The organism is Pseudomonas sp. TH04, from assembly GCF_016651355.1.
In the GTDB taxonomy this organism is placed as follows: Bacteria; Pseudomonadota; Gammaproteobacteria; order Pseudomonadales; family Pseudomonadaceae; genus Aquipseudomonas; species Aquipseudomonas fluorescens.
Map to the genome: position 1 here is coordinate 3,402,046 of NZ_JAEKEA010000001.1, position 21,924 is coordinate 3,423,969.

The window sequence follows — 21,924 nt, forward strand, 5'->3', positions numbered from 1 at the left end:
ATGGCTACCGTTATGACCGTACGTCGGAAAGTTCAAAAAGCGGAACTGCTTCACACATGTAGGACGGTTCGCCGCATAAATATCAATGTGACATTACGGAGGCGATTGTTTAGGATGACGACCAGAAGGTCAATAGTTTGGCATAAACTAGATCGCGAAAAAATATAGCCAAATATTTGACGTCATTAACACCATAGACTACGCCCCCTACTATCTGGCGTCCTAACTTGGGCTGCCACATGGATTTCATCAGAACGGAACGCCGGAGAAAATTTTAATGAGCAGTGTTGTTGCCATCGTCAAAAGCATTGTTGGTCAAGTTTTCGTTATTTCTCCGGAAGGAACGCGCCGAGTTCTTGTTGAGGGCGACCGTCTGTTCGCGGGCGACCAAGTAGACACTGGCCTGTCTGGCGCTGTCAGCCTGGAGCTGGCCGACGGCCGTACGCTGGACCTGGGCCGCGATACCCAGTGGAGCGCCGATTTGCCGGACTCCAGCACCGACCTGGCCGCTGCCGCTGAGAACGCCGCGCCGTCGGTTGCCGAGCTGCAACAAGCCATCGTCGCAGGTGCCGACCCGACCACCGACCTGGAAGCCACTGCTGCCGGCCCGACCGCAGCCGGTAACGGCGCTGCAGGCGGGGGCCACAGCTTCGTCGTACTGGATGCGACCGCTGGCCGTGTCGATCCCACTATCGGCTTCCCAACCGGCCCGCTGGGCCAGGGCGCTTCGACGCTGACCCAACTCACGGGCGCCCAAGCCGCCAACACGGGCAACCTCGCCCTGCAGGCCTCGACGCTGAGCCTGAGCGCGACCCCAACCATTACCGAAGCCGGCGGCGTACTGACCTACACCGCCACCGTCACGCAGGCGCCCTCCAGCGACTTGAGCATCACCCTGTCCAATGGCGCGGTGATCACGATCAATGCCGGCCAACTGACCGGCACCGTCAACGTACCGCTGGCACCCAATGACAGCCCATACATCGACGCAAGCCAGATCACCGTCAACGTCACCGGCACCACCGGCGGCAACAACCTGGTACTGACCCTCGACCCTAATCCGGCCGTTACTCAGATTACCGATACCATCGACACCACTACCGTTACGCTGACCGCAGGTCAAAACGTGACCGAAGGTGGGCAGATCACTTACACCGCTACGCTGACCAATCCTGCGCAGACGCCGGTAACTGTCACCTTGAGCAATGGCGCGGTGATTACCATCAAGGCTGGCGAGTCGGTGGGCACGGTTGTGGTCGATACACCGGCTAACGACGTCTACAACAATGGTTCGACTGTCAGCACTACGATTACAGGCGCGACCGGCGGCAACTTTGAGAATCTGGTACCGAGTACAACACCTGCGGTCACCACAATTACTGATTCGATCGATACCACCACCGTTACGCTGACCGCAGGTCAAAACGTGACCGAAGGTGGGCAGATCACTTACACCGCTACGCTGACCAACCCAGCGCAGACACCGGTAACTGTCACCTTGAGCAATGGCTCGGTGATTACCATCAAGGCCGGCGAGTCGACTGGCACGGTTGTGGTCGATACACCGGCTAACGACGTCTACAACAACGGGTCGACTGTCAGCACTACGATTACAGGCGCGACCGGCGGCAACTTTGAGAATCTGGTACCGAGTACAACGCCTGCGGTCACCACGATTACTGATTCGATCGATACCACCACCGTCACGCTGACGGCGGGCAATACCGTGACCGAAGGCGGTCAGATCACTTACACCGCTACGCTGACCAATCCTGCGCAGACACCGGTAACTGTCACCTTGAGCAATGGCTCGGTGATTACCATCAAGGCTGGCGAGTCGGTTGGCACGGTTGTGGTCGATACACCGGCTAACGACGTCTACAACAACGGTTCGACTGTCAGCACTACGATTACAGGCGCGACCGGCGGCAACTTTGAGAATCTGGTACCGAGTACGACACCAGCGGTCACCACGATTACTGATTCGATCGACACCACCACCGTCACGCTGACGGCGGGCAATACCGTGACCGAAGGCGGTCAGATCACTTACACCGCTACGCTGACCAATCCTGCGCAGACGCCGGTGACTGTCACTTTGAGCAATGGCTCGGTGATTACCATCAAGGCCGGCGAGTCGACTGGCACGGTTGTGGTCGATACCCCGGCTAACGACGTCTACAACAACGGTTCGACTGTCAGCACTACTATTACAGGCGCGACCGGCGGCAACTTTGAGAATCTGGTACCGAGTACGACACCAGCGGTCACCACGATTACTGATTCGATCGATACCACCACCGTCACGCTGACGGCGGGCAATACCGTGACCGAAGGCGGTCAGATCACTTACACCGCTACCTTGACCAATCCTGCGCAGACGCCGGTGACTGTCACCTTGAGCAATGGCTCGGTGATTACCATCAAGGCTGGCGAGTCGGTGGGCACGGTTGTGGTCGATACTCCGGCTAACGACGTCTACAACAACGGTTCGACTGTCAGCACTACGATTACAGGCGCGACCGGCGGCAACTTTGAGAACCTGGTACCGAGCACAACGCCTGCGGTCACCACGATTACTGACTCGATTGACACCACTACCGTGACCCTGACGGCTCCGTCGCAGGTGAGTGAGGGTGGTCAGATTACTTACACCGCTACGCTCTCCAATAAAGCGGGTACTGACGTCACTCTGAAGTTGGATAACGGCTCGACTATCACCATCAAAGCCGGCGATACCGTCGGCACTGTGACTGTCCCAGCACCTAGCGATGACGTGTTCATCGACAAGAGCACCCAGACGGTCAAGATCACTGACACCGCTGGCGGTAACTTCGAGAAGCTGGAAGTTGCTGGCGACGGCGCAACGACGACGATCAACGACACCATCGACAAGGTTGATGTAGTCCTGACTGCCACCACCACCGTTGGTGAGGGCGGCAATATCGTTTACACCGCGTCGCTGGTCGATAAGTCGGGTAACGCGGTGACCAACATCACCAACCCACTGACCGTGACCTTGGATAACGGCCAGACCATCACTATCGGTGTGAACCAGTCCAGCGGCACCGTTACCACCGTGGCGCCGAACGATGTCTACAAGGGCGACCAAACCGTAACGGCTGCTATCAAAGGCGTGACCGGCGGCGAGCACTTCGAAAACCTGGTGCCGGGTACCGATAAAGTCACCACCACTGTGACGGACACTCCGGGCACCGCCGATACCACCACCGTGACCCTGACAGCTCCGTCCGAGGTGAGTGAAGGTGGCCAGATTACCTACACCGCTACGCTTTCTAATAAAGCGGGTACCGACGTAACCCTGAAACTCGACAACGGCTCAACTATCACCATCAAGGCCGGCGACACCGTCGGTACTGTGACTGTCCCAGCGCCAAGCGATGACGTGTTCATCGACAAGAGCACTCAAACGGTCAAGATCACTGACACCGCTGGCGGTAATTTCGAGAAGCTGGAAGTTGCTGGTAACGGTGCGACCACCACGATCAACGACACCATCGATAAAGTTGATGTGGTTCTGACTGCCAATACCACTGTTGGTGAAGGCGGCAATATCGTCTACACCGCCAGCCTTGTGGATAAAAACGGCGCGGCAGTGACTAACATCACCAACCCGTTGACCGTGACTTTGGATAACGGCCAGACCATCACCATCGGTGTGAATCAGTCGAGCGGTACAGTTACAACCGTTGCGCCGAACGATGTCTATAACGGTGATCAGACCGTCACCACCGCAATTAAGGGTGTGACTGGCGGCGAACATTTCGAAAACCTGGTGCCAGGTACCGATAAAGTCACCACCACTGTGACTGACACTCCGGGTACCGCCGATACCACCACTGTCACGCTGACCGCACCAAGCGCAGTCAACGAGGGTGGTCAGATCACGTACACCGCTACGCTTTCCAATAAAGCGGGCACCGACGTCACCCTGAAACTCGACAACGGCTCGACTATCACCATCAAAGCCGGTGATACCGTCGGTACTGTGACTGTCCCAGCACCTAGCGATGACGTGTTCATCGACAAGAGCACCCAGACCGTCAAAATCACTGACGCTACTGGCGGCAACTTCGAGAAGCTGGAAGTTGCTGGTAACGGTGCGACCACCACGATCAACGACACTATCGACAAAGTTGATGTGGTTCTGACTGCCACCACCACCGTCGGCGAAGGCGGCAACATCGTCTATACCGCCAGCCTTGTGGATAAAAACGGCGCGGCAGTGACTAACATCACCAACCCGTTGACCGTGACTTTGGATAACGGCCAGACCATCACCATCGGTGTGAACCAGTGGAGCGGCACCGTTTCGGTTGTAGCTCCAGATGACGCCTACAAGGGCGACCAGACCGTTACTACCGCTATCAAAGGCGTAACCGGCGGCGAGCACTTCGAAAACCTGGTGCCAGGTACCGATAAAGTCACCACCACTGTGACTGACACTCCGGGCACCGCCGATACCACCACCGTGACCCTGACAGCTCCGTCGCAGGTGAGTGAGGGTGGTCAGATTACTTACACCGCTACGCTTTCCAATAAAGCGGGTACTGACGTCACGCTGAAACTGGATAACGGTTCGACTATCACCATCAAAGCCGGTGATACCGTCGGTACTGTGACTGTCCCAGCGCCAAGCGATGACGTGTTCATCGATAAGAGCACTCAGACGGTCAAGATCACTGACGCTGCTGGCGGTAACTTCGAGAAGCTGGAAGTTGCTGGTAACGGTGCGACCACCACGATCAACGACACCATCGACAAGGTCGACGTCGTACTGACCGCCACCACCACCGTGGGCGAAGGCGGCAATATCGTCTACACAGCGTCGCTGGTCGATAAGTCGGGTAACGCGGTGACTAACATCACCAACCCGTTGACCGTGACCTTGGATAACGGCCAGACCATCACCATCGGCGTGAACCAGTCGAGCGGTACCGTTTCGGTTGTAGCTCCAGATGATGCCTACAAGGGCGATCAGACTGTCACCACCGCAATTAAGGGTGTGACTGGCGGTGAGCACTTCGAGAACCTGGTGCCGGGTACCGATAAAGTCACTACCACTGTGACTGACACTCCGGGCACCGCCGATACCACCACCGTGACCCTGACAGCTCCGTCCGAGGTGAGTGAAGGTGGCCAGATTACCTACACCGCTACGCTTTCTAATAAAGCGGGTACCGACGTAACCCTGAAACTCGACAACGGCTCAACTATCACCATCAAGGCCGGCGACACCGTCGGTACTGTGACTGTCCCAGCGCCAAGCGATGACGTGTTCATCGACAAGAGCACTCAAACGGTCAAGATCACTGACACCGCTGGCGGTAATTTCGAGAAGCTGGAAGTTGCTGGTAACGGTGCGACCACCACGATCAACGACACCATCGATAAAGTTGATGTGGTTCTGACTGCCAATACCACTGTTGGTGAAGGCGGCAATATCGTCTACACCGCCAGCCTTGTGGATAAAAACGGCGCGGCAGTGACTAACATCACCAACCCGTTGACCGTGACCTTGGATAACGGCCAGACCATCACCATCGGTGTGAACCAGTCGAGCGGCACCGTTACAACCGTTGCGCCGAACGATGTCTATAACGGTGATCAGACCGTCACCACCGCAATTAAGGGTGTGACTGGCGGCGAACATTTCGAAAACCTGGTGCCGGGTACCGATAAAGTCACCACCACTGTGACTGACACTCCGGGCACCGCCGATACCACCACCGTAACGCTGACCGCGCCAAGCGTAGTTAACGAAGGTGGTCAGATTACGTACACCGCCACCTTGAGCAACAAGGCCGGCACCGACGTCACTCTGAAGTTGGATAACGGCTCGACTATCACCATTAAAGCCGGTGATACCGTTGGCACTGTGACTGTCCCAGCACCAAGCGATGACGTGTTCATCGATAAGAGCACTCAGACCGTCAAAATCACTGACGCTACTGGCGGTAACTTCGAGAAGCTTGAAGTTGCTGGTAACGGCGCAACCACCACGATCAACGACACCATCGACAAGGTTGATGTAGTCCTGACCGCTACCACCACCGTCGGCGAAGGCGGCAACATCGTCTACACCGCCAGCCTTGTGGATAAAAACGGCGCGGCAGTGACCAACATCACCAACCCGTTGACCGTGACCTTGGATAACGGGCAAACCATCACCATCGGTGTGAATCAGTCGAGCGGTACCGTTTCGGTTGTAGCGCCAGATGATGCCTACAAGGGCGATCAGACTGTCACCACCGCTATCAAAGGCGTAACCGGCGGCGAGCACTTCGAAAACCTGGTGCCAGGTACCGATAAAGTCACCACCACTGTGACTGACACTCCGGGCACCGCCGATACCACCACCGTGACCCTGACAGCTCCGTCGCAGGTGAGTGAGGGTGGTCAGATTACTTACACCGCTACGCTTTCCAATAAAGCGGGTACTGACGTCACGCTGAAACTGGATAACGGTTCGACTATCACCATCAAAGCCGGTGATACCGTCGGTACTGTGACTGTCCCAGCGCCAAGCGATGACGTGTTCATCGATAAGAGCACTCAGACGGTCAAGATCACTGACGCTGCTGGCGGTAACTTCGAGAAGCTGGAAGTTGCTGGTAACGGTGCGACCACCACGATCAACGACACCATCGACAAGGTCGACGTCGTACTGACCGCCACCACCACCGTGGGCGAAGGCGGCAATATCGTCTACACAGCGTCGCTGGTCGATAAGTCGGGTAACGCGGTGACTAACATCACCAACCCGTTGACCGTGACCTTGGATAACGGCCAGACCATCACCATCGGCGTGAACCAGTCGAGCGGTACCGTTTCGGTTGTAGCTCCAGATGATGCCTACAAGGGCGATCAGACTGTCACCACCGCAATTAAGGGTGTGACTGGCGGTGAGCACTTCGAGAACCTGGTGCCGGGTACCGATAAAGTCACTACCACTGTGACTGACACTCCGGGCACCGCCGATACCACCACCGTGACCCTGACAGCTCCGTCCGAGGTGAGTGAAGGTGGCCAGATTACCTACACCGCTACGCTTTCTAATAAAGCGGGTACCGACGTAACCCTGAAACTCGACAACGGCTCAACTATCACCATCAAGGCCGGCGACACCGTCGGTACTGTGACTGTCCCAGCGCCAAGCGATGACGTGTTCATCGACAAGAGCACTCAAACGGTCAAGATCACTGACACCGCTGGCGGTAATTTCGAGAAGCTGGAAGTTGCTGGTAACGGTGCGACCACCACGATCAACGACACCATCGATAAAGTTGATGTGGTTCTGACTGCCAATACCACTGTTGGTGAAGGCGGCAATATCGTCTACACCGCCAGCCTTGTGGATAAAAACGGCGCGGCAGTGACTAACATCACCAACCCGTTGACCGTGACCTTGGATAACGGCCAGACCATCACCATCGGTGTGAACCAGTCGAGCGGCACCGTTACAACCGTTGCGCCGAACGATGTCTATAACGGTGATCAGACCGTCACCACCGCAATTAAGGGTGTGACTGGCGGCGAACATTTCGAAAACCTGGTGCCAGGTACCGATAAAGTCACCACCACTGTGACTGACACTCCGGGCACTGCAGACACCACCACTGTCACGCTGACCGCACCAAGCGCAGTCAACGAGGGTGGTCAGATTACGTACACCGCCACTTTGAGCAACAAGGCCGGTACCGACGTCACTCTGAAACTCGACAACGGCTCGACTATCACCATCAAGGCGGGCGACACCGTCGGTACCGTGACTGTCCCAGCACCTAGCGATGACGTGTTCATCGACAAGAGCACCCAGACCGTCAAAATCACTGACGCTACTGGCGGTAACTTCGAGAAGCTTGAAGTTGCTGGTAACGGCGCAACCACCACGATCAACGACACCATCGACAAGGTTGATGTAGTCCTGACCGCTACCACCACCGTCGGCGAAGGCGGCAACATCGTCTATACCGCCAGCCTTGTGGATAAAAACGGCGCGGCAGTGACTAACATCACCAACCCATTGACCGTGACCTTGGATAACGGCCAGACCATCACCATCGGCGTGAACCAGTCGAGCGGCACCGTTTCGGTTGTAGCTCCAAATGACGCCTACAAGGGCGACCAGACCGTTACTACCGCTATCAAAGGCGTAACCGGCGGCGAGCACTTCGAGAACCTGGTGCCAGGTACCGATAAAGTCACCACCACTGTGACTGACACTCCAGGCACTGCAGACACCACCACCGTCACGCTGACCGCACCAAGCGCAGTCAACGAGGGTGGTCAGATTACGTACACCGCTACGCTTTCCAATAAAGCGGGCACCGACGTAACCCTGAAGTTGGATAACGGCTCGACCATCACCATCAAAGCCGGCGACACCGTCGGTACTGTGACTGTCCCAGCACCTAGCGATGACGTGTTCATCGATAAGAGCACTCAGACCGTCAAAATCACTGACGCTACTGGCGGTAACTTCGAGAAGCTGGAAGTTGCCGGTAATGGTGCGACCACCACGATCAACGACACCATCGACAAGGTCGACGTCGTACTGACCGCCACCACCACCGTGGGCGAAGGCGGCAACATCGTCTACACCGCCAGCCTTGTGGATAAAAACGGCGCGGCAGTGACTAACATCACCAACCCGTTGACCGTGACCTTGGATAACGGCCAGACCATCACCATCGGTGTGAATCAGTCGAGCGGCACCGTTACAACCGTTGCGCCGAACGATGTCTATAACGGTGATCAGACCGTCACCACCGCAATTAAGGGTGTGACTGGCGGCGAACATTTCGAAAATCTGGTGCCGGGTACCGATAAAGTCACCACCACTGTGACTGACACTCCGGGCACCGCCGATACCACCACCGTAACGCTGACCGCGCCAAGCGTAGTTAACGAAGGTGGTCAGATTACGTACACCGCCACCTTGAGCAACAAGGCCGGCACCGACGTCACTCTGAAGTTGGATAACGGCTCGACTATCACCATTAAAGCCGGTGATACCGTTGGCACTGTGACTGTCCCAGCACCAAGCGATGACGTGTTCATCGATAAGAGCACTCAGACCGTCAAAATCACTGACGCTACTGGCGGTAACTTCGAGAAGCTGGAAGTTGCTGGTAACGGTGCCACCACCACGATCAACGACACTATCGACAAAGTTGATGTGGTTCTGACCGCTACTACCACCGTAGGTGAAGGCGGCAACATCGTTTACACCGCGTCGCTGGTCGACAAGGCGGGTAACGCGGTGACCAACATCACCAACCCACTGACCGTGACCCTGGACAATGGCAAAACCATCACCATCGGCGTGAACCAGTCGAGCGGCACCGTTTCGGTTGTAGCGCCAAACGATGTGTACAAAGGCGACCAGACCGTCACCACCGTCATCAAAGGCGTGACCGGCGGCGAGCATTTCGAAAACCTGGTACCGGGCACTACGCCGGTTAACACCACCGTCACCGACACACCGGGCACTGCGGACACCACCACCGTAACGCTGACTGCGCCAAGCGTAGTTAACGAAGGTGGTCAGATTACCTACACCGCTACGCTTTCCAATAAAGCGGGTACTGACGTCACGCTGAAACTGGATAACGGTTCGACTATCACCATCAAAGCCGGCGATACCGTCGGCACCGTGACTGTCCCAGCACCTAGCGATGACGTGTTCATCGACAAGAGCACCCAGACCGTCAAAATCACTGACGCTACTGGCGGTAACTTCGAGAAGCTGGAAGTTGCTGGTAACGGTGCCACCACCACGATCAACGACACTATCGACAAAGTTGATGTGGTTCTGACCGCTACTACCACCGTAGGTGAAGGCGGCAACATCGTTTACACCGCGTCGCTGGTCGACAAGGCGGGTAACGCGGTGACCAACATCACCAACCCACTGACCGTGACCCTGGACAATGGCAAAACCATCACCATCGGTGTGAATCAGTCGAGCGGTACTGTTTCGGTTGTAGCGCCAAACGATGTGTACAAAGGCGACCAGACCGTCACCACCGTCATCAAAGGCGTGACCGGCGGCGAGCACTTCGAAAACCTGGTGCCGGGCACTACGCCGGTTAACACCACCGTGACCGACACACCGGGCACTGCGGACACAACCACCGTAACGCTGACCGCACCAAGCGCAGTCAACGAGGGTGGCCAGATTACGTACACCGCCACTTTGAGCAACAAAGCCGGCACCGACGTCACTCTGAAACTCGACAACGGTTCGACCATCACCATCAAAGCCGGCGATACCGTCGGTACTGTGACTGTCCCAGCACCTAGCGATGACGTGTTCATCGACAAGAGCACCCAGACCGTCAAAATCACTGACGCTACTGGCGGTAACTTTGAGAAGTTGGAGGTTGCAGGCAACGGCGCAACAACGACTATCAACGACACCATCGACAAGGTTGATGTGGTTCTGACTGCCACCACCACGGTTGGCGAAGGCGGCAATATCGTTTACACCGCCAGCCTTGTGGATAAAAACGGCGCGGCAGTGACCAACATCACCAACCCACTGACCGTGACCCTGGACAATGGCAAAACCATCACCATCGGCGTGAATCAGTCGAGCGGTACCGTTTCGGTTGTAGCTCCAGATGACGCCTACAAGGGCGATCAGACTGTCACCACCGCTATCAAAGGCGTGACTGGCGGCGAACATTTCGAAAACCTGGTGCCAGGTACCGATAAAGTCACCACCACTGTGACTGACACTCCGGGCACCGCCGATACCACCACCGTGACCCTGACGGCTCCGTCGCAGGTGAGTGAGGGCGGTCAGATTACTTACACCGCTACGCTTTCCAATAAAGCGGGCACTGACGTCACGCTGAAACTCGACAACGGCTCGACCATCACCATCAAAGCCGGCGATACCGTCGGTACTGTGACTGTCCCAGCACCTAGCGATGACGTGTTCATCGACAAGAGCACCCAGACCGTCAAAATCACTGACGCTACTGGCGGTAACTTTGAGAAGTTGGAAGTTGCAGGCAACGGCGCAACAACGACTATCAACGACACCATCGACAAGGTCGACGTCGTACTGACTGCCACCACCACGGTTGGCGAAGGCGGCAACATCGTCTACACCGCGTCGCTGGTCGACAAGTCGGGTAACGCGGTGACTAACATCACCAACCCACTGACCGTGACCCTGGACAATGGCAAAACCATCACCATCGGCGTGAATCAGTCGAGCGGCACCGTTTCGGTTGTAGCGCCAAACGATGTGTACAAAGGCGACCAGACCGTCACCACCGTCATCAAAGGCGTGACCGGCGGCGAGCACTTCGAAAACCTGGTGCCGGGCACTACGCCGGTTAACACCACCGTGACCGACACACCGGGCACTGCGGACACCACCACCGTAACGCTGACTGCGCCAAGCGTAGTTAACGAAGGTGGTCAGATTACCTACACCGCTACGCTTTCCAATAAAGCGGGTACTGACGTCACGCTGAAACTGGATAACGGTTCGACTATCACCATCAAAGCCGGCGATACCGTCGGCACCGTGACTGTCCCAGCACCTAGCGATGACGTGTTCATCGACAAGAGCACCCAGACCGTCAAAATCACTGACGCTACTGGCGGTAACTTCGAGAAGCTGGAAGTTGCTGGTAACGGTGCCACCACCACGATCAACGACACTATCGACAAAGTTGATGTGGTTCTGACCGCTACTACCACCGTAGGTGAAGGCGGCAACATCGTTTACACCGCGTCGCTGGTCGACAAGGCGGGTAACGCGGTGACCAACATCACCAACCCACTGACCGTGACCCTGGACAATGGCAAAACCATCACCATCGGCGTGAACCAGTCGAGCGGCACCGTTTCGGTTGTAGCGCCAAACGATGTGTACAAAGGCGACCAGACCGTCACCACCGTCATCAAAGGCGTGACCGGCGGCGAGCATTTCGAAAACCTGGTACCGGGCACTACGCCGGTTAACACCACCGTCACCGACACACCGGGCACTGCGGACACCACCACCGTAACGCTGACTGCGCCAAGCGTAGTTAACGAAGGTGGTCAGATTACCTACACCGCTACGCTTTCCAATAAAGCGGGTACTGACGTCACGCTGAAACTGGATAACGGTTCGACTATCACCATCAAAGCCGGCGATACCGTCGGCACCGTGACTGTCCCAGCACCTAGCGATGACGTGTTCATCGACAAGAGCACCCAGACCGTCAAAATCACTGACGCTACTGGCGGTAACTTCGAGAAGCTGGAAGTTGCTGGTAACGGTGCCACCACCACGATCAACGACACTATCGACAAAGTTGATGTGGTTCTGACCGCTACTACCACCGTAGGTGAAGGCGGCAACATCGTTTACACCGCGTCGCTGGTCGACAAGGCGGGTAACGCGGTGACCAACATCACCAACCCACTGACCGTGACCCTGGACAATGGCAAAACCATCACCATCGGCGTGAACCAGTCGAGCGGCACCGTTTCGGTTGTAGCGCCAAACGATGTGTACAAAGGCGACCAGACCGTCACCACCGTCATCAAAGGCGTGACCGGCGGCGAGCATTTCGAAAACCTGGTACCGGGCACTACGCCGGTTAACACCACCGTCACCGACACACCGGGCACTGCGGACACCACCACCGTAACGCTGACCGCACCAAGCGCAGTCAACGAAGGTGGTCAGATTACGTACACCGCTACGCTTTCCAATAAAGCGGGCACCGACGTAACCCTGAAACTCGACAACGGTTCGACCATCACCATCAAAGCCGGTGATACCGTCGGTACTGTGACCGTCCCGGCGCCAAGTGATGACGTGTTCATCGACAAGAGCACCCAGACCGTCAAGATCACCGACGCTGCTGGCGGCAATTTTGAGAAACTGGAAGTTGCTGGTAACGGCGCAACCACCACGATCAACGACACCATCGACAAGGTTGATGTAGTCCTGACCGCCACCACCACCGTCGGCGAAGGCGGCAACATCGTCTACACCGCCAGCCTTGTGGATAAAAACGGCGCGGCAGTGACCAACATCACCAACCCACTGACCGTGACCCTGGACAATGGCAAAACCATCACCATCGGCGTGAACCAGTCCAGCGGCACCGTTTCGGTTGTAGCGCCAAACGATGTGTACAAAGGCGACCAGACCGTCACCACCGTCATCAAAGGCGTGACCGGCGGCGAGCATTTCGAAAACCTGGTACCGGGCACTACGCCGGTTAACACCACCGTCACCGACACACCGAGCAGCACCGATCTCACCAGCGTTACGCTGACCGCACCAAGCGCAGTCAACGAAGGCGGCCAGATCACCTACACCGCCACCTTGAGCAACAAGGCCGGCACCGACATGGTGGTCCAGCTCGATAACGGCGCCAGCATCACCATCAAGCAAGGTGCGACCGTGGGCACCGTGACCGTCCCTGCTCCGAGCGATGACGTGTTCATCGACAAGAGCACTCAGACCGTCAAGATCACTGGTACCACTGGCGGTAACTTCGAGGGTGTGACCATCACCCCGGGTGGTGCGACCACCACGATCAACGACACCATCGATGACGTGACGGTTTCGCTCAAGGCCACCGGCTCGGTCAGTGAGGGCGGCCAGATCGTCTACACCGCCTCCTTGGTCGACAAGAATGGTGCAGCAGTGAACAACGTCGGTTCCGACTTGGTGATCAAGCTGGCGAACGGCTCGACCATCACCATCGGCAGCGGCACGTCCAGCAGTACCGTTACGGCTGTTGCGCCTAACGACGCGTATGTCGGTGCCAATGATGTCAGCACCAAGATCACTGGCGTGGTCAGCGGCGGCGACAAGTACGAACACCTGATCGTCGACGGCAGCACTGTGGTCACCAAGGTGACGGATGTAGTCAACAGCACCACCATCAGCATTACCGGCGACGCTTCGGTCACTGAAGGCGGCACTGCGCACTACACGCTGAACCTGAGCAACCCGGCACAAACCGATATGACCGTGACGCTCAAGTACAGCGGCACCGCCACCGACGGTTCGGACTTCAACGGCGTGTACACCGTGAAGATCCCGGCCGGCTCCAGCAGCGTGCCGTTTAACATCGCCACGATCGACGACAAGATCACCGAGCCGACGGAACAGATTGTCATCACCATCGACAAGACCACCGGTGGCAACTTCGAGAGCCTGGTGGTGGGTAATGGCAGCGTCAGCACCAACATCATCGACAACGATGCGCCGCCGGTTATCGACCTGGATGCCAACAATTCCAGCGGCGCCACGGGTACCGACTATAAGACGTCGTTCACCGAAGGCGGCACTGGCGTGTCGATTGCTGACACCGATATCAAGATTACCGATCCGGACAGCACCCAACTGACCGGCGCCACCGTGGTGCTGACCAACACTCAGCAAGGCGACTCGCTGAACGTCACAAACGTCACCGGCATCACCGTGACCCCGACCACGGACCCTGCTACAGGCAAGATCACGCTGACATTGACCGGCACGGCGTCGCTGGCTGACTACATGCAGCAGATCAAGAACATCACGTTCACCAACAGCAGCCACGACCCGAGCACCACGCCGCGCGTGATTACCGTGACCGTGACCGATGGCGGCAACTACTCCAACGTCGCCACCACCACGATTAACGTCGTGGCCGTCAACGATCCGCCGGTAGCCACTGGCAGTGCCGTGACCGGCACCGAAGACACGGCGCTGGCACTGACCTGGGCCAACTTCGGCGTCACCGATGTGGACTCGCCACAAGCCAGCCTCGGCGTGAAGATTACCGACCTGCCAGTGGCCGGCAAACTGCAATACCTGGCGGCGGATGGCGCCACCTGGAGCAACGTGACCGCGGGCCAAACCTTCACCAAAGCCCAGATCGACGGCGGCCAGTTGCGCTTCATGCCTAACGCCAACGAGTCCGGCACCAACGGTTATGGCGGCACCGGTATCGGCAACCAGCAAGCCGATTACGCGCAGTTCAAGTTCCAGCCGACTGATGGCAAGGACTTGGGCAATAGCGCCACGGTGAAAGTCGATATCACACCGGTGGCCGACGCACCGACCCTGACTGTGGCCGACAACAGCGTCAATTCGGTCGGCTTGCTCAAGCAAAGCTGGAACAGCATTTCCGGGCTTGGCACCAACGGGAACGGCGCAGCACCCGCCGACCTGAAAAACGCCATTGATAAAGCTGGCACACCCAATAGCAGTGGGGTGGTGACCAACGTCGAGTCCACCGCAAACGTCTCTGCGGGTGCCGGCTCGAAGACTTCCGGCCTGATCTACATGGAAGCCGGTAAGACCTATACCTTCAGCGGCACCGGCGATGACAGCCTGGTGATCAACGTCGGCGGCAAAGACGTGGCCAGCGCGCAGTGGGGCACTAACAGCGGTGCGTTCAGTGGCTCAATCACCCCGACAGTGAGCGGTTACTACAGCCTCGAGATCTACCACGCCAACCAGTCCGGCCTTGGCAGCTACGACGTCAACCTGTCGGTCAACGGTGGCGCGACCAAGGACCTGAGCACCAGCGGCGTACCGTTGTATACCGGTATCACTGACCTGACCAACGCCGGCGTGACCGTGTCCGACCTGCATGGCAGCAATGGTGACGGTTACTACGTGGGCTACAAGCTCAACGAAGGCCAGGAAAACGGCACCGTGAAGCTGTCCAAGGTCACCACCGCGCTGACCGACACCGACGGCTCCGAAACCTTGAGCGTGAAGATCGGCGGCGTCCCGGCCGGCTCGGTACTGACCGATGCTTCCGGGCACACCTTCACGGCCACCAAGACCGTGGGCGAAGTCAACGTCACCGGCTGGGACCTGAGCACTCTGACCATCAAGCCGCCGACCTACTACAGCGGCCAGTTCAACCTGACCGTCACCTCGACCTCCACCGAAAGCCTCGGCGGTTCGGCCGTCACCACCGCGCAATTGCCGGTCACGGTGTACCCGGCCACCTACAGCGCGGTGACGGGCACTTCGGGCAGTGACAGCATCAACGGCACCGATGGCAACGACATCGTCGTGGCCGATATCGGCGGCCTGAACGTGGTGCAGGGCAAGAACTACAACATTGCGTTCATGGTGGACAGCTCCGGCAGTATGAGCACCTCCTCGATCAACGCGGCGAAGGCTTCGTTGACCTCGGTGTTCAATTCGCTCAAAGACAGCCTGGGCGCCAACACCTCAGGCACCGTGAACATCTTCCTGGCGGACTTCGATACCCAGGTGAACAAGTCGGTCGCGATTAACCTCAACGATCCAAACGCATTGGTCCTGCTCAAGGCCGTGCTGGACTCGATGGTGTCGGGCGGCGGTACCAACTATGAAGACGTGTTCAAGACCACGGCCAACTTCTTCCAAAGCGGCCTGGCCACCAACAACACCGGTGCCACCAACCTGACCTACTTCATCACCGACGGCCAGCCGACGTACTACCAGAGCGGCGAGCAGACCAACCCGACGCTGTATGGCAACGTCAAGTTCGATGACGTGGTGACCACCTCAAACTACACACCAGGCACAACGGTCGCCAAGTACCTGGACAACACTCACTACTTCACCATCGACTCCTCCGGTAACGCTGTACTCCAGACCTTGGTTGGCAACTGGTGGTACAGCAACAACCTGGGCACTGTTCATGCACAAGGCGACGGCACCTTTGAGCTGTCCAACCGCGCAGGCCTGGGCAACGACACCGATTCGTCGACACTGAGCAATTCGAAGAGCGCCTTTGCATTGCTGGGTGGGTTGTCGCAAGTGGAAGCGATTGGTATCAATGGCGACGTCAGCCTCACCGATCTAAAACCGTACGACAGCGATGGCAAGCCGCAGAGCAACATCGATCCGAAGGACCTGGCCAACGCCATCCTCGGCCACACCGAAGCGACCCTGCCTGGCGCCGACACCGTGAACGGTGGCGACGGCAACGACATCATCTTCGGCGACCTGGTGAGCTTCAGCGGGATTACCGGTGAGGGTTACAACGCGCTGCAGGCCTTCGTCGCGCAGAAAACCGGTGTGGCCGTGTCGGCGGTGACCACCTCGAACGTGCACCAGTACGTCACCGAGCACTACGCGGACTTCGATGTATCCGGCGCCAAGGACGGTAACGACACGCTGCTGGGCGGCTCGGGCGATGACATCCTGTTCGGCCAGGGCGGCAACGACATGCTGGACGGTGGCAAAGGCAATGACATCCTGCTGGGCGGCACCGGTAACGACACCTTGATCGGTGGGCCGGGCAACGACATCCTGATCGGCGGCTCGGGGGCCGATACCTTCGTGTGGAAGGCCGGTGACATTGGCAACGATGTGATCAAGGACTTCAAGGCGTCGGAAGGTGACCGGATTGATCTCAAGGATCTGTTGAAAGGTGAGACGGACAGCACTATCGACAACTACCTCAAGATCACCACAGTCGATGGCGTGTCGACCTTGCAAGTCAGCACCGAAGGCAAGCTCAACACCGCCGGCGGCCTGGCCAATGCCGATGTAACGATCAAGCTGGAAGGCAACGATTGGTCCCACACCAGCATCAACTCGCTGATCAGTGGTGCCGACCCGACTATCAAGATCGACCACACCGCCTAAGCCTCGGTTTATCGGCCGCCCTCACGGGCGGCCGATTTATTTGGACGACAGGTGGCTGGCCCTGGCGCAAGGTTGCATCGCATACTCGCGCCCATAAACACACCGTTGGCCTATGCTGGTGAACGCGTGTGGCTCATTTTCGAGGGTTTGTTATGTTTTACGTGCAACGTGATGCACAGGGTGCATTGAGTCGCGTGGAGGCCGCCGCCTTTACCGAGTCGACCGAAACCCTGCCGGCCGATCACCATGAGATCCAGGCCTGGTACGCCAACGAAGTGGTGGAAACCAGCCTGGCGCAGCTCAAGCAGAGCGACCTGGAGATGATCCGGGTACTGGACGACTTGATTCAGGTGCTGACCCGCAAGGGTGTCATCAGCGTGACGGACTTGCCGCCGGCGGCACAGGCCAAGTTGATGGACCGTACCCACGCACGGGAAGCGTTGGGTGGGTTGAGCCACCTGATCAATGACGAAGAGACTGGGTTGATCTGAACCCACGAATTTTAACGGTAAGCGTGTGTGGGAGCCGGGCTTGCCCGCGATTGCATCACCTCGGTATGTCAGTCACACCCGAGGTGATGCAATCGCAGGCAAGCCAGCTCCCACATAAGCCTGCTTGCACATTAGGTTTGGCTTACTTCCAGGGCGCAGGCTCACCAAACAGCTGACCCTGCACGCCGAAAATCCCCATCTCGCGAATCACTTTCAGCTCTCCCTCGGTTTCCACGCGCTCGGCGATCAACGGCAAGTCGATGCTGTGGGCCGCGCGCTGGATCGCCTCGATAAACAGGCGTTTGTCGCTTTCCTGGTCGATGGCGCGGATGTAGCTGCCGTCGATCTTCAGGTACGCCAGGCCCAGCCGTGCCAGGTTGCCGATCATGCTGAACCGCCCACCAAAACGCTGCAGGCTCAGGGAGAATCCCAGCTCGCGCAGGCGCTGGGTCAACTGTTCCAGCAAGGCCTGTTCGGGCAATTGTTCTTCGCCGATTTCCAGGGTCAGGCGCGGGCCCAGGTTGCTGTGCTGGCGTAGCAGCTCAAAAATCCGGCTGAGCGCCTGGGTATCCTGCAAGGTTGCGGCCGAGAGGTTCAGCGCCAGGCTGTGAGTGTGACCGGCCATCTGCTTGAGCACTTGCTCGAGCATCAGACGGTCCAGGCGGGCGGTCCAGCCGAAACGCTCAAGCCACGGCAGGAAACGCCCGGCGGGTATCGTATGGCCGTCTTCGTCCTGCAAGCGCGACAGTACTTTGTAGTGCAAGACCAGTTGCGGGTCCTGGCTGGCGACAACCGGTTGGAAGTACAGCTGAAACCGCTGCTGGGTCAGGGCCTGGTCCAACAGTGTGTGCCAGGCATGGTGATCGTCACCCACGCTGGCGGCGGCACTGTGGTCGAGGCATACCCAACTGGAGTCGCCCTGCCCTTCGGCCTGGGCCAGGGCCTGATCAGCCAGGGTCAACAGGGCCTGCGGTGAATCGCCATGGTTAAACGGCGCCAGGCCGATGTAGGCGACCGGTGTGACATCACTGGCGGCGGTCGCCTGAAGGCTGAGCAAGGTGTTTTCAAGGTTCTGCGCCAATTGCAGTGCTTCTTCACGTGTCAGCCCCGGCGCCAGCACTGCGAACTCACCGCCACGGATACGCGTGACGAGGTTGTGGGTTTCCGGATAAGGCTCACACTGGCGCAGCAGTTGTTCGCCGACCGCTTGCAGCAATTGGTCGGTGCGCTGGCCACCCAGGCGCTGGTTGAGACCGGCCAGGTCCTTGACCCGCAATAGCAGCAGATAGCCGGAGTTGGTCTCTTCCGGGTTGCTGACGCGCGCATTGAGCTGCATCTCGAAATAACGACGGTTGGCGAGGCCGGTGAGGTTGTCCTGGTAGGATTCGATGCGCAGTTTTTCGCTGCGCTCCGCTTGCTCCTGGAACAGCGCCTTGAGCTTTTCGACCATCTGGTTCATGGCCTGCACCACACGTCGCAGTTCCGGTGTGCGTGGCAGGTCTGGCAAGCTTAGGAATTCGCGACGAGCGATGGCGTGGGACTGCTTGACCATGTAGTCCAACGGCTTCAACTGCCGCCGCAGCAACAACGCGCCAAGCACCGCACTCACCGCCCCGCACAACAGCAACCAACCCAGGCTGCCCAAGGCGCTTTGCCAGAGTTTGGCCAGGGCGAACATCGGGTGGCTGACCACCTCCACGCGCGCCGCCTGTTCCCAACCGCGACTGACCAGCGCGTCACCACCGGCCGGCTCCAGCCCGATGAGTTTGACGAACCAGTTGGGCACACCGTTGTTGTCAGGAATACCGCTGCGTTCGACGATGGTTTTATCGGTGGCCAAGTCCACGACGCGGATGCTGGCGTAATAGCCGCTGTCGAAGATCGAGCTGACCAGCAACTCCACCATGGCCGGGTCGTCGATATTCGGCGTCAGCGACAGCGCCAGTGCGGTCGCCGCGTCCTGTGCATGGGAACGCAGTTGGTTGACGTATTGGGTACGCGAGCTTTCGAGACTGACCATGAAGCTGCCGCTGAAGGCGACTACCAGGAACAGACAGATTGCGATCAATAGTTGTTTGAACAGAGACATCCGATCAGTTACTCCTAGTTGGCAGGCTCGGCCGGGAAGCCTTCCGCACGCATTTTTCTCAACACATCCTGCCAGCGCGACAAGCGTTTGGTGTCACCGACTTTCTTGTTGCCCTTGGCGCCGGGCAGGTACAAGCCCTCGGCGTTGAATGAGTACACCGGGACCAGGTCGGTACGGCGGGTCGCCGGCAGAATCTCGTCCATCAGGCTGTCGAGCACCAGCGGGATGGCTTCGGGGGTCGGATAATACGTCAGCACCATATGCGCGCGATTCTGACGCAAGGCCTTGACGTACGTAATGCGCAATTTGTCGCTGGAGACGCCCAGGTGACGCAGGCTGAAATACTTGGCGATTGCGTAGTCCTCACAATCTCCGGCACCTTTCCACAGCGCTTCGATAGGGGTCTCCCAATAGTCGACCACGTGCCACAAGTCGATGTCTTCCACATAAGTCATTTGCTTGTTGAAGAACAGGTTCACGACCTTGAGTTGCTCCTGTTCGTCGACCTTCTTTTCGGTCGCCAGCAGCCGCTGCCAGGCATCGATACGCTGCTGTCCCTCCCCCAGCGGCCCATACAAAGCGGTGGCTTTGCGGCTGATCTGAGAGAAATCCCAATCGGCATGCAGCCCGCCGGGCATCAAGCCAGCCAACAAAGTCGCTGAAAGTAGCCAGCACACTATTCGAGAGGGAATAAAACTTACCGCCAAGGCGTTCAGTCCGTGAAGAGAGACGGAATTTCAGGGATGGTGAAGCTTCAACCACCAAAAAACAATGGCACAGTGCAATCATTCATAAGCGGCCCGAATTTATAAACGCCCCTTGTGGGATGCATAAAGTACATCCCGTAAGCCCTTACAAACTGAAACCCTGGCTGTTTGACAAGTGTGTGACCCATCTTTAGTGTGCATTGGATCCAATTAAACACACTTTATTCAAGCAAGGAGGATAGCGTAACCGTGACGCAGAAGCCGAACCCTTTAAGCAGCATCAAAATCAGCGGGCCTATCCCAGCCCATCTTGCTCGCGCCGTTATTGAAGAAACGTTGCGCAATGCCATTCTCGATGGTCGCTTGCCCTGTGGTACCGCGATGCGCCAGCAAGAACTGGCCAGCCTGTTCGGCGTCAGCCGCATGCCTGTGCGAGAAGCCCTGCGCCAATTGGAAGCTCAATCCTTACTGCATGTGGTGACCCACAAAGGCGCCGTGGTTGCGCCGTTGATCGAAGATAATTCGGCCGAGACCTATGCACTGCGCATGTTGCTGGAATCCGAAGCGCTGCGCTTATCGATTCCGCGGCTCACCGATGCGGATATTGCGCAAGCCGACGCCTGCATCCATGCCCTGGAACGCGAGAAAGACTATTCCGAGATTGGCCGACTCAATCGCCTGTTCCACATGGCGCTGTATGGCAAAGCGCCGAACCAGCGGCTGCTCAAATTGGTTGAGCATGGTTTGAACGAGGAAGAGCGTTTTCTGCGCTTCAACCTCGAGGCAATGGGGCTGGGCGAGACGTCTCAGGAAGACCACCGTGAACTGTTGAGCCTGGTCGCGCAGAAAAAAGTCGAGGAAAGTATTCTGACGCTGCGCAATCACCTGACGCGCGGGATGGAGGTGATCTCCACTTATCTCAATAGTCTTGAAGCCAACGAAAAGAATAGCGCGCGGTAAACTTCTAAAGCGCTGTGCCTACACCTTACCCATACAGTG

The 21,924-nt window shown here is 57.8% G+C and carries 5 protein-coding genes; 3 read left to right on the forward strand and 2 right to left on the reverse strand.

The genetic code is table 11. The annotated features are described in order from the left end of the window. The first annotated feature begins 277 nt into the window (after positions 1-277). Together JFT85_RS15225 and JFT85_RS15230 are read left to right on the forward strand one after the other, a co-directional pair. Complete coding sequence (locus tag JFT85_RS15225; protein ID WP_201230078.1) at positions 278-17,638, forward strand: retention module-containing protein; 17,361 nt, start codon at positions 278-280, stop codon at positions 17,636-17,638. 152 nt (positions 17,639-17,790) lie between these two features. Next, positions 17,791-18,129 carry a hypothetical protein gene (locus JFT85_RS15230; protein ID WP_053253715.1) on the forward strand — a complete coding sequence of 113 codons (339 nt, stop codon included), beginning with the start codon at positions 17,791-17,793 and terminating at the stop codon, positions 18,127-18,129. Positions 18,130-18,271: 142 nt separating this feature from the next. Here JFT85_RS15230 and lapD read toward each other — a convergent pair whose 3' ends face one another. Together lapD and lapG are read right to left on the reverse strand one after the other, a co-directional pair. Continuing rightward, on the reverse strand, positions 18,272-20,218 hold the full coding sequence (gene lapD, locus JFT85_RS15235; RefSeq protein WP_053253714.1) for a cyclic di-GMP receptor LapD: 1,947 nt from the start codon (positions 20,216-20,218) through the stop codon (positions 18,272-18,274). Between the two features lie 14 nt (positions 20,219-20,232). After that, positions 20,233-20,925 (reverse strand): cysteine protease LapG, encoded by a 693-nt coding sequence (lapG, locus tag JFT85_RS15240; protein WP_053253713.1) that lies wholly within the window; start codon positions 20,923-20,925, stop codon positions 20,233-20,235. A 249-nt stretch (positions 20,926-21,174) separates the two neighbouring features. On the opposite strand from lapG, the gene JFT85_RS15245 reads away from it, so the two are divergent. Further along, positions 21,175-21,885: a GntR family transcriptional regulator gene (locus JFT85_RS15245; protein ID WP_069553062.1), complete on the forward strand. Its 711-nt coding sequence runs from the start codon at positions 21,175-21,177 to the stop codon at positions 21,883-21,885. Positions 21,886-21,924 lie beyond the last annotated feature (39 nt).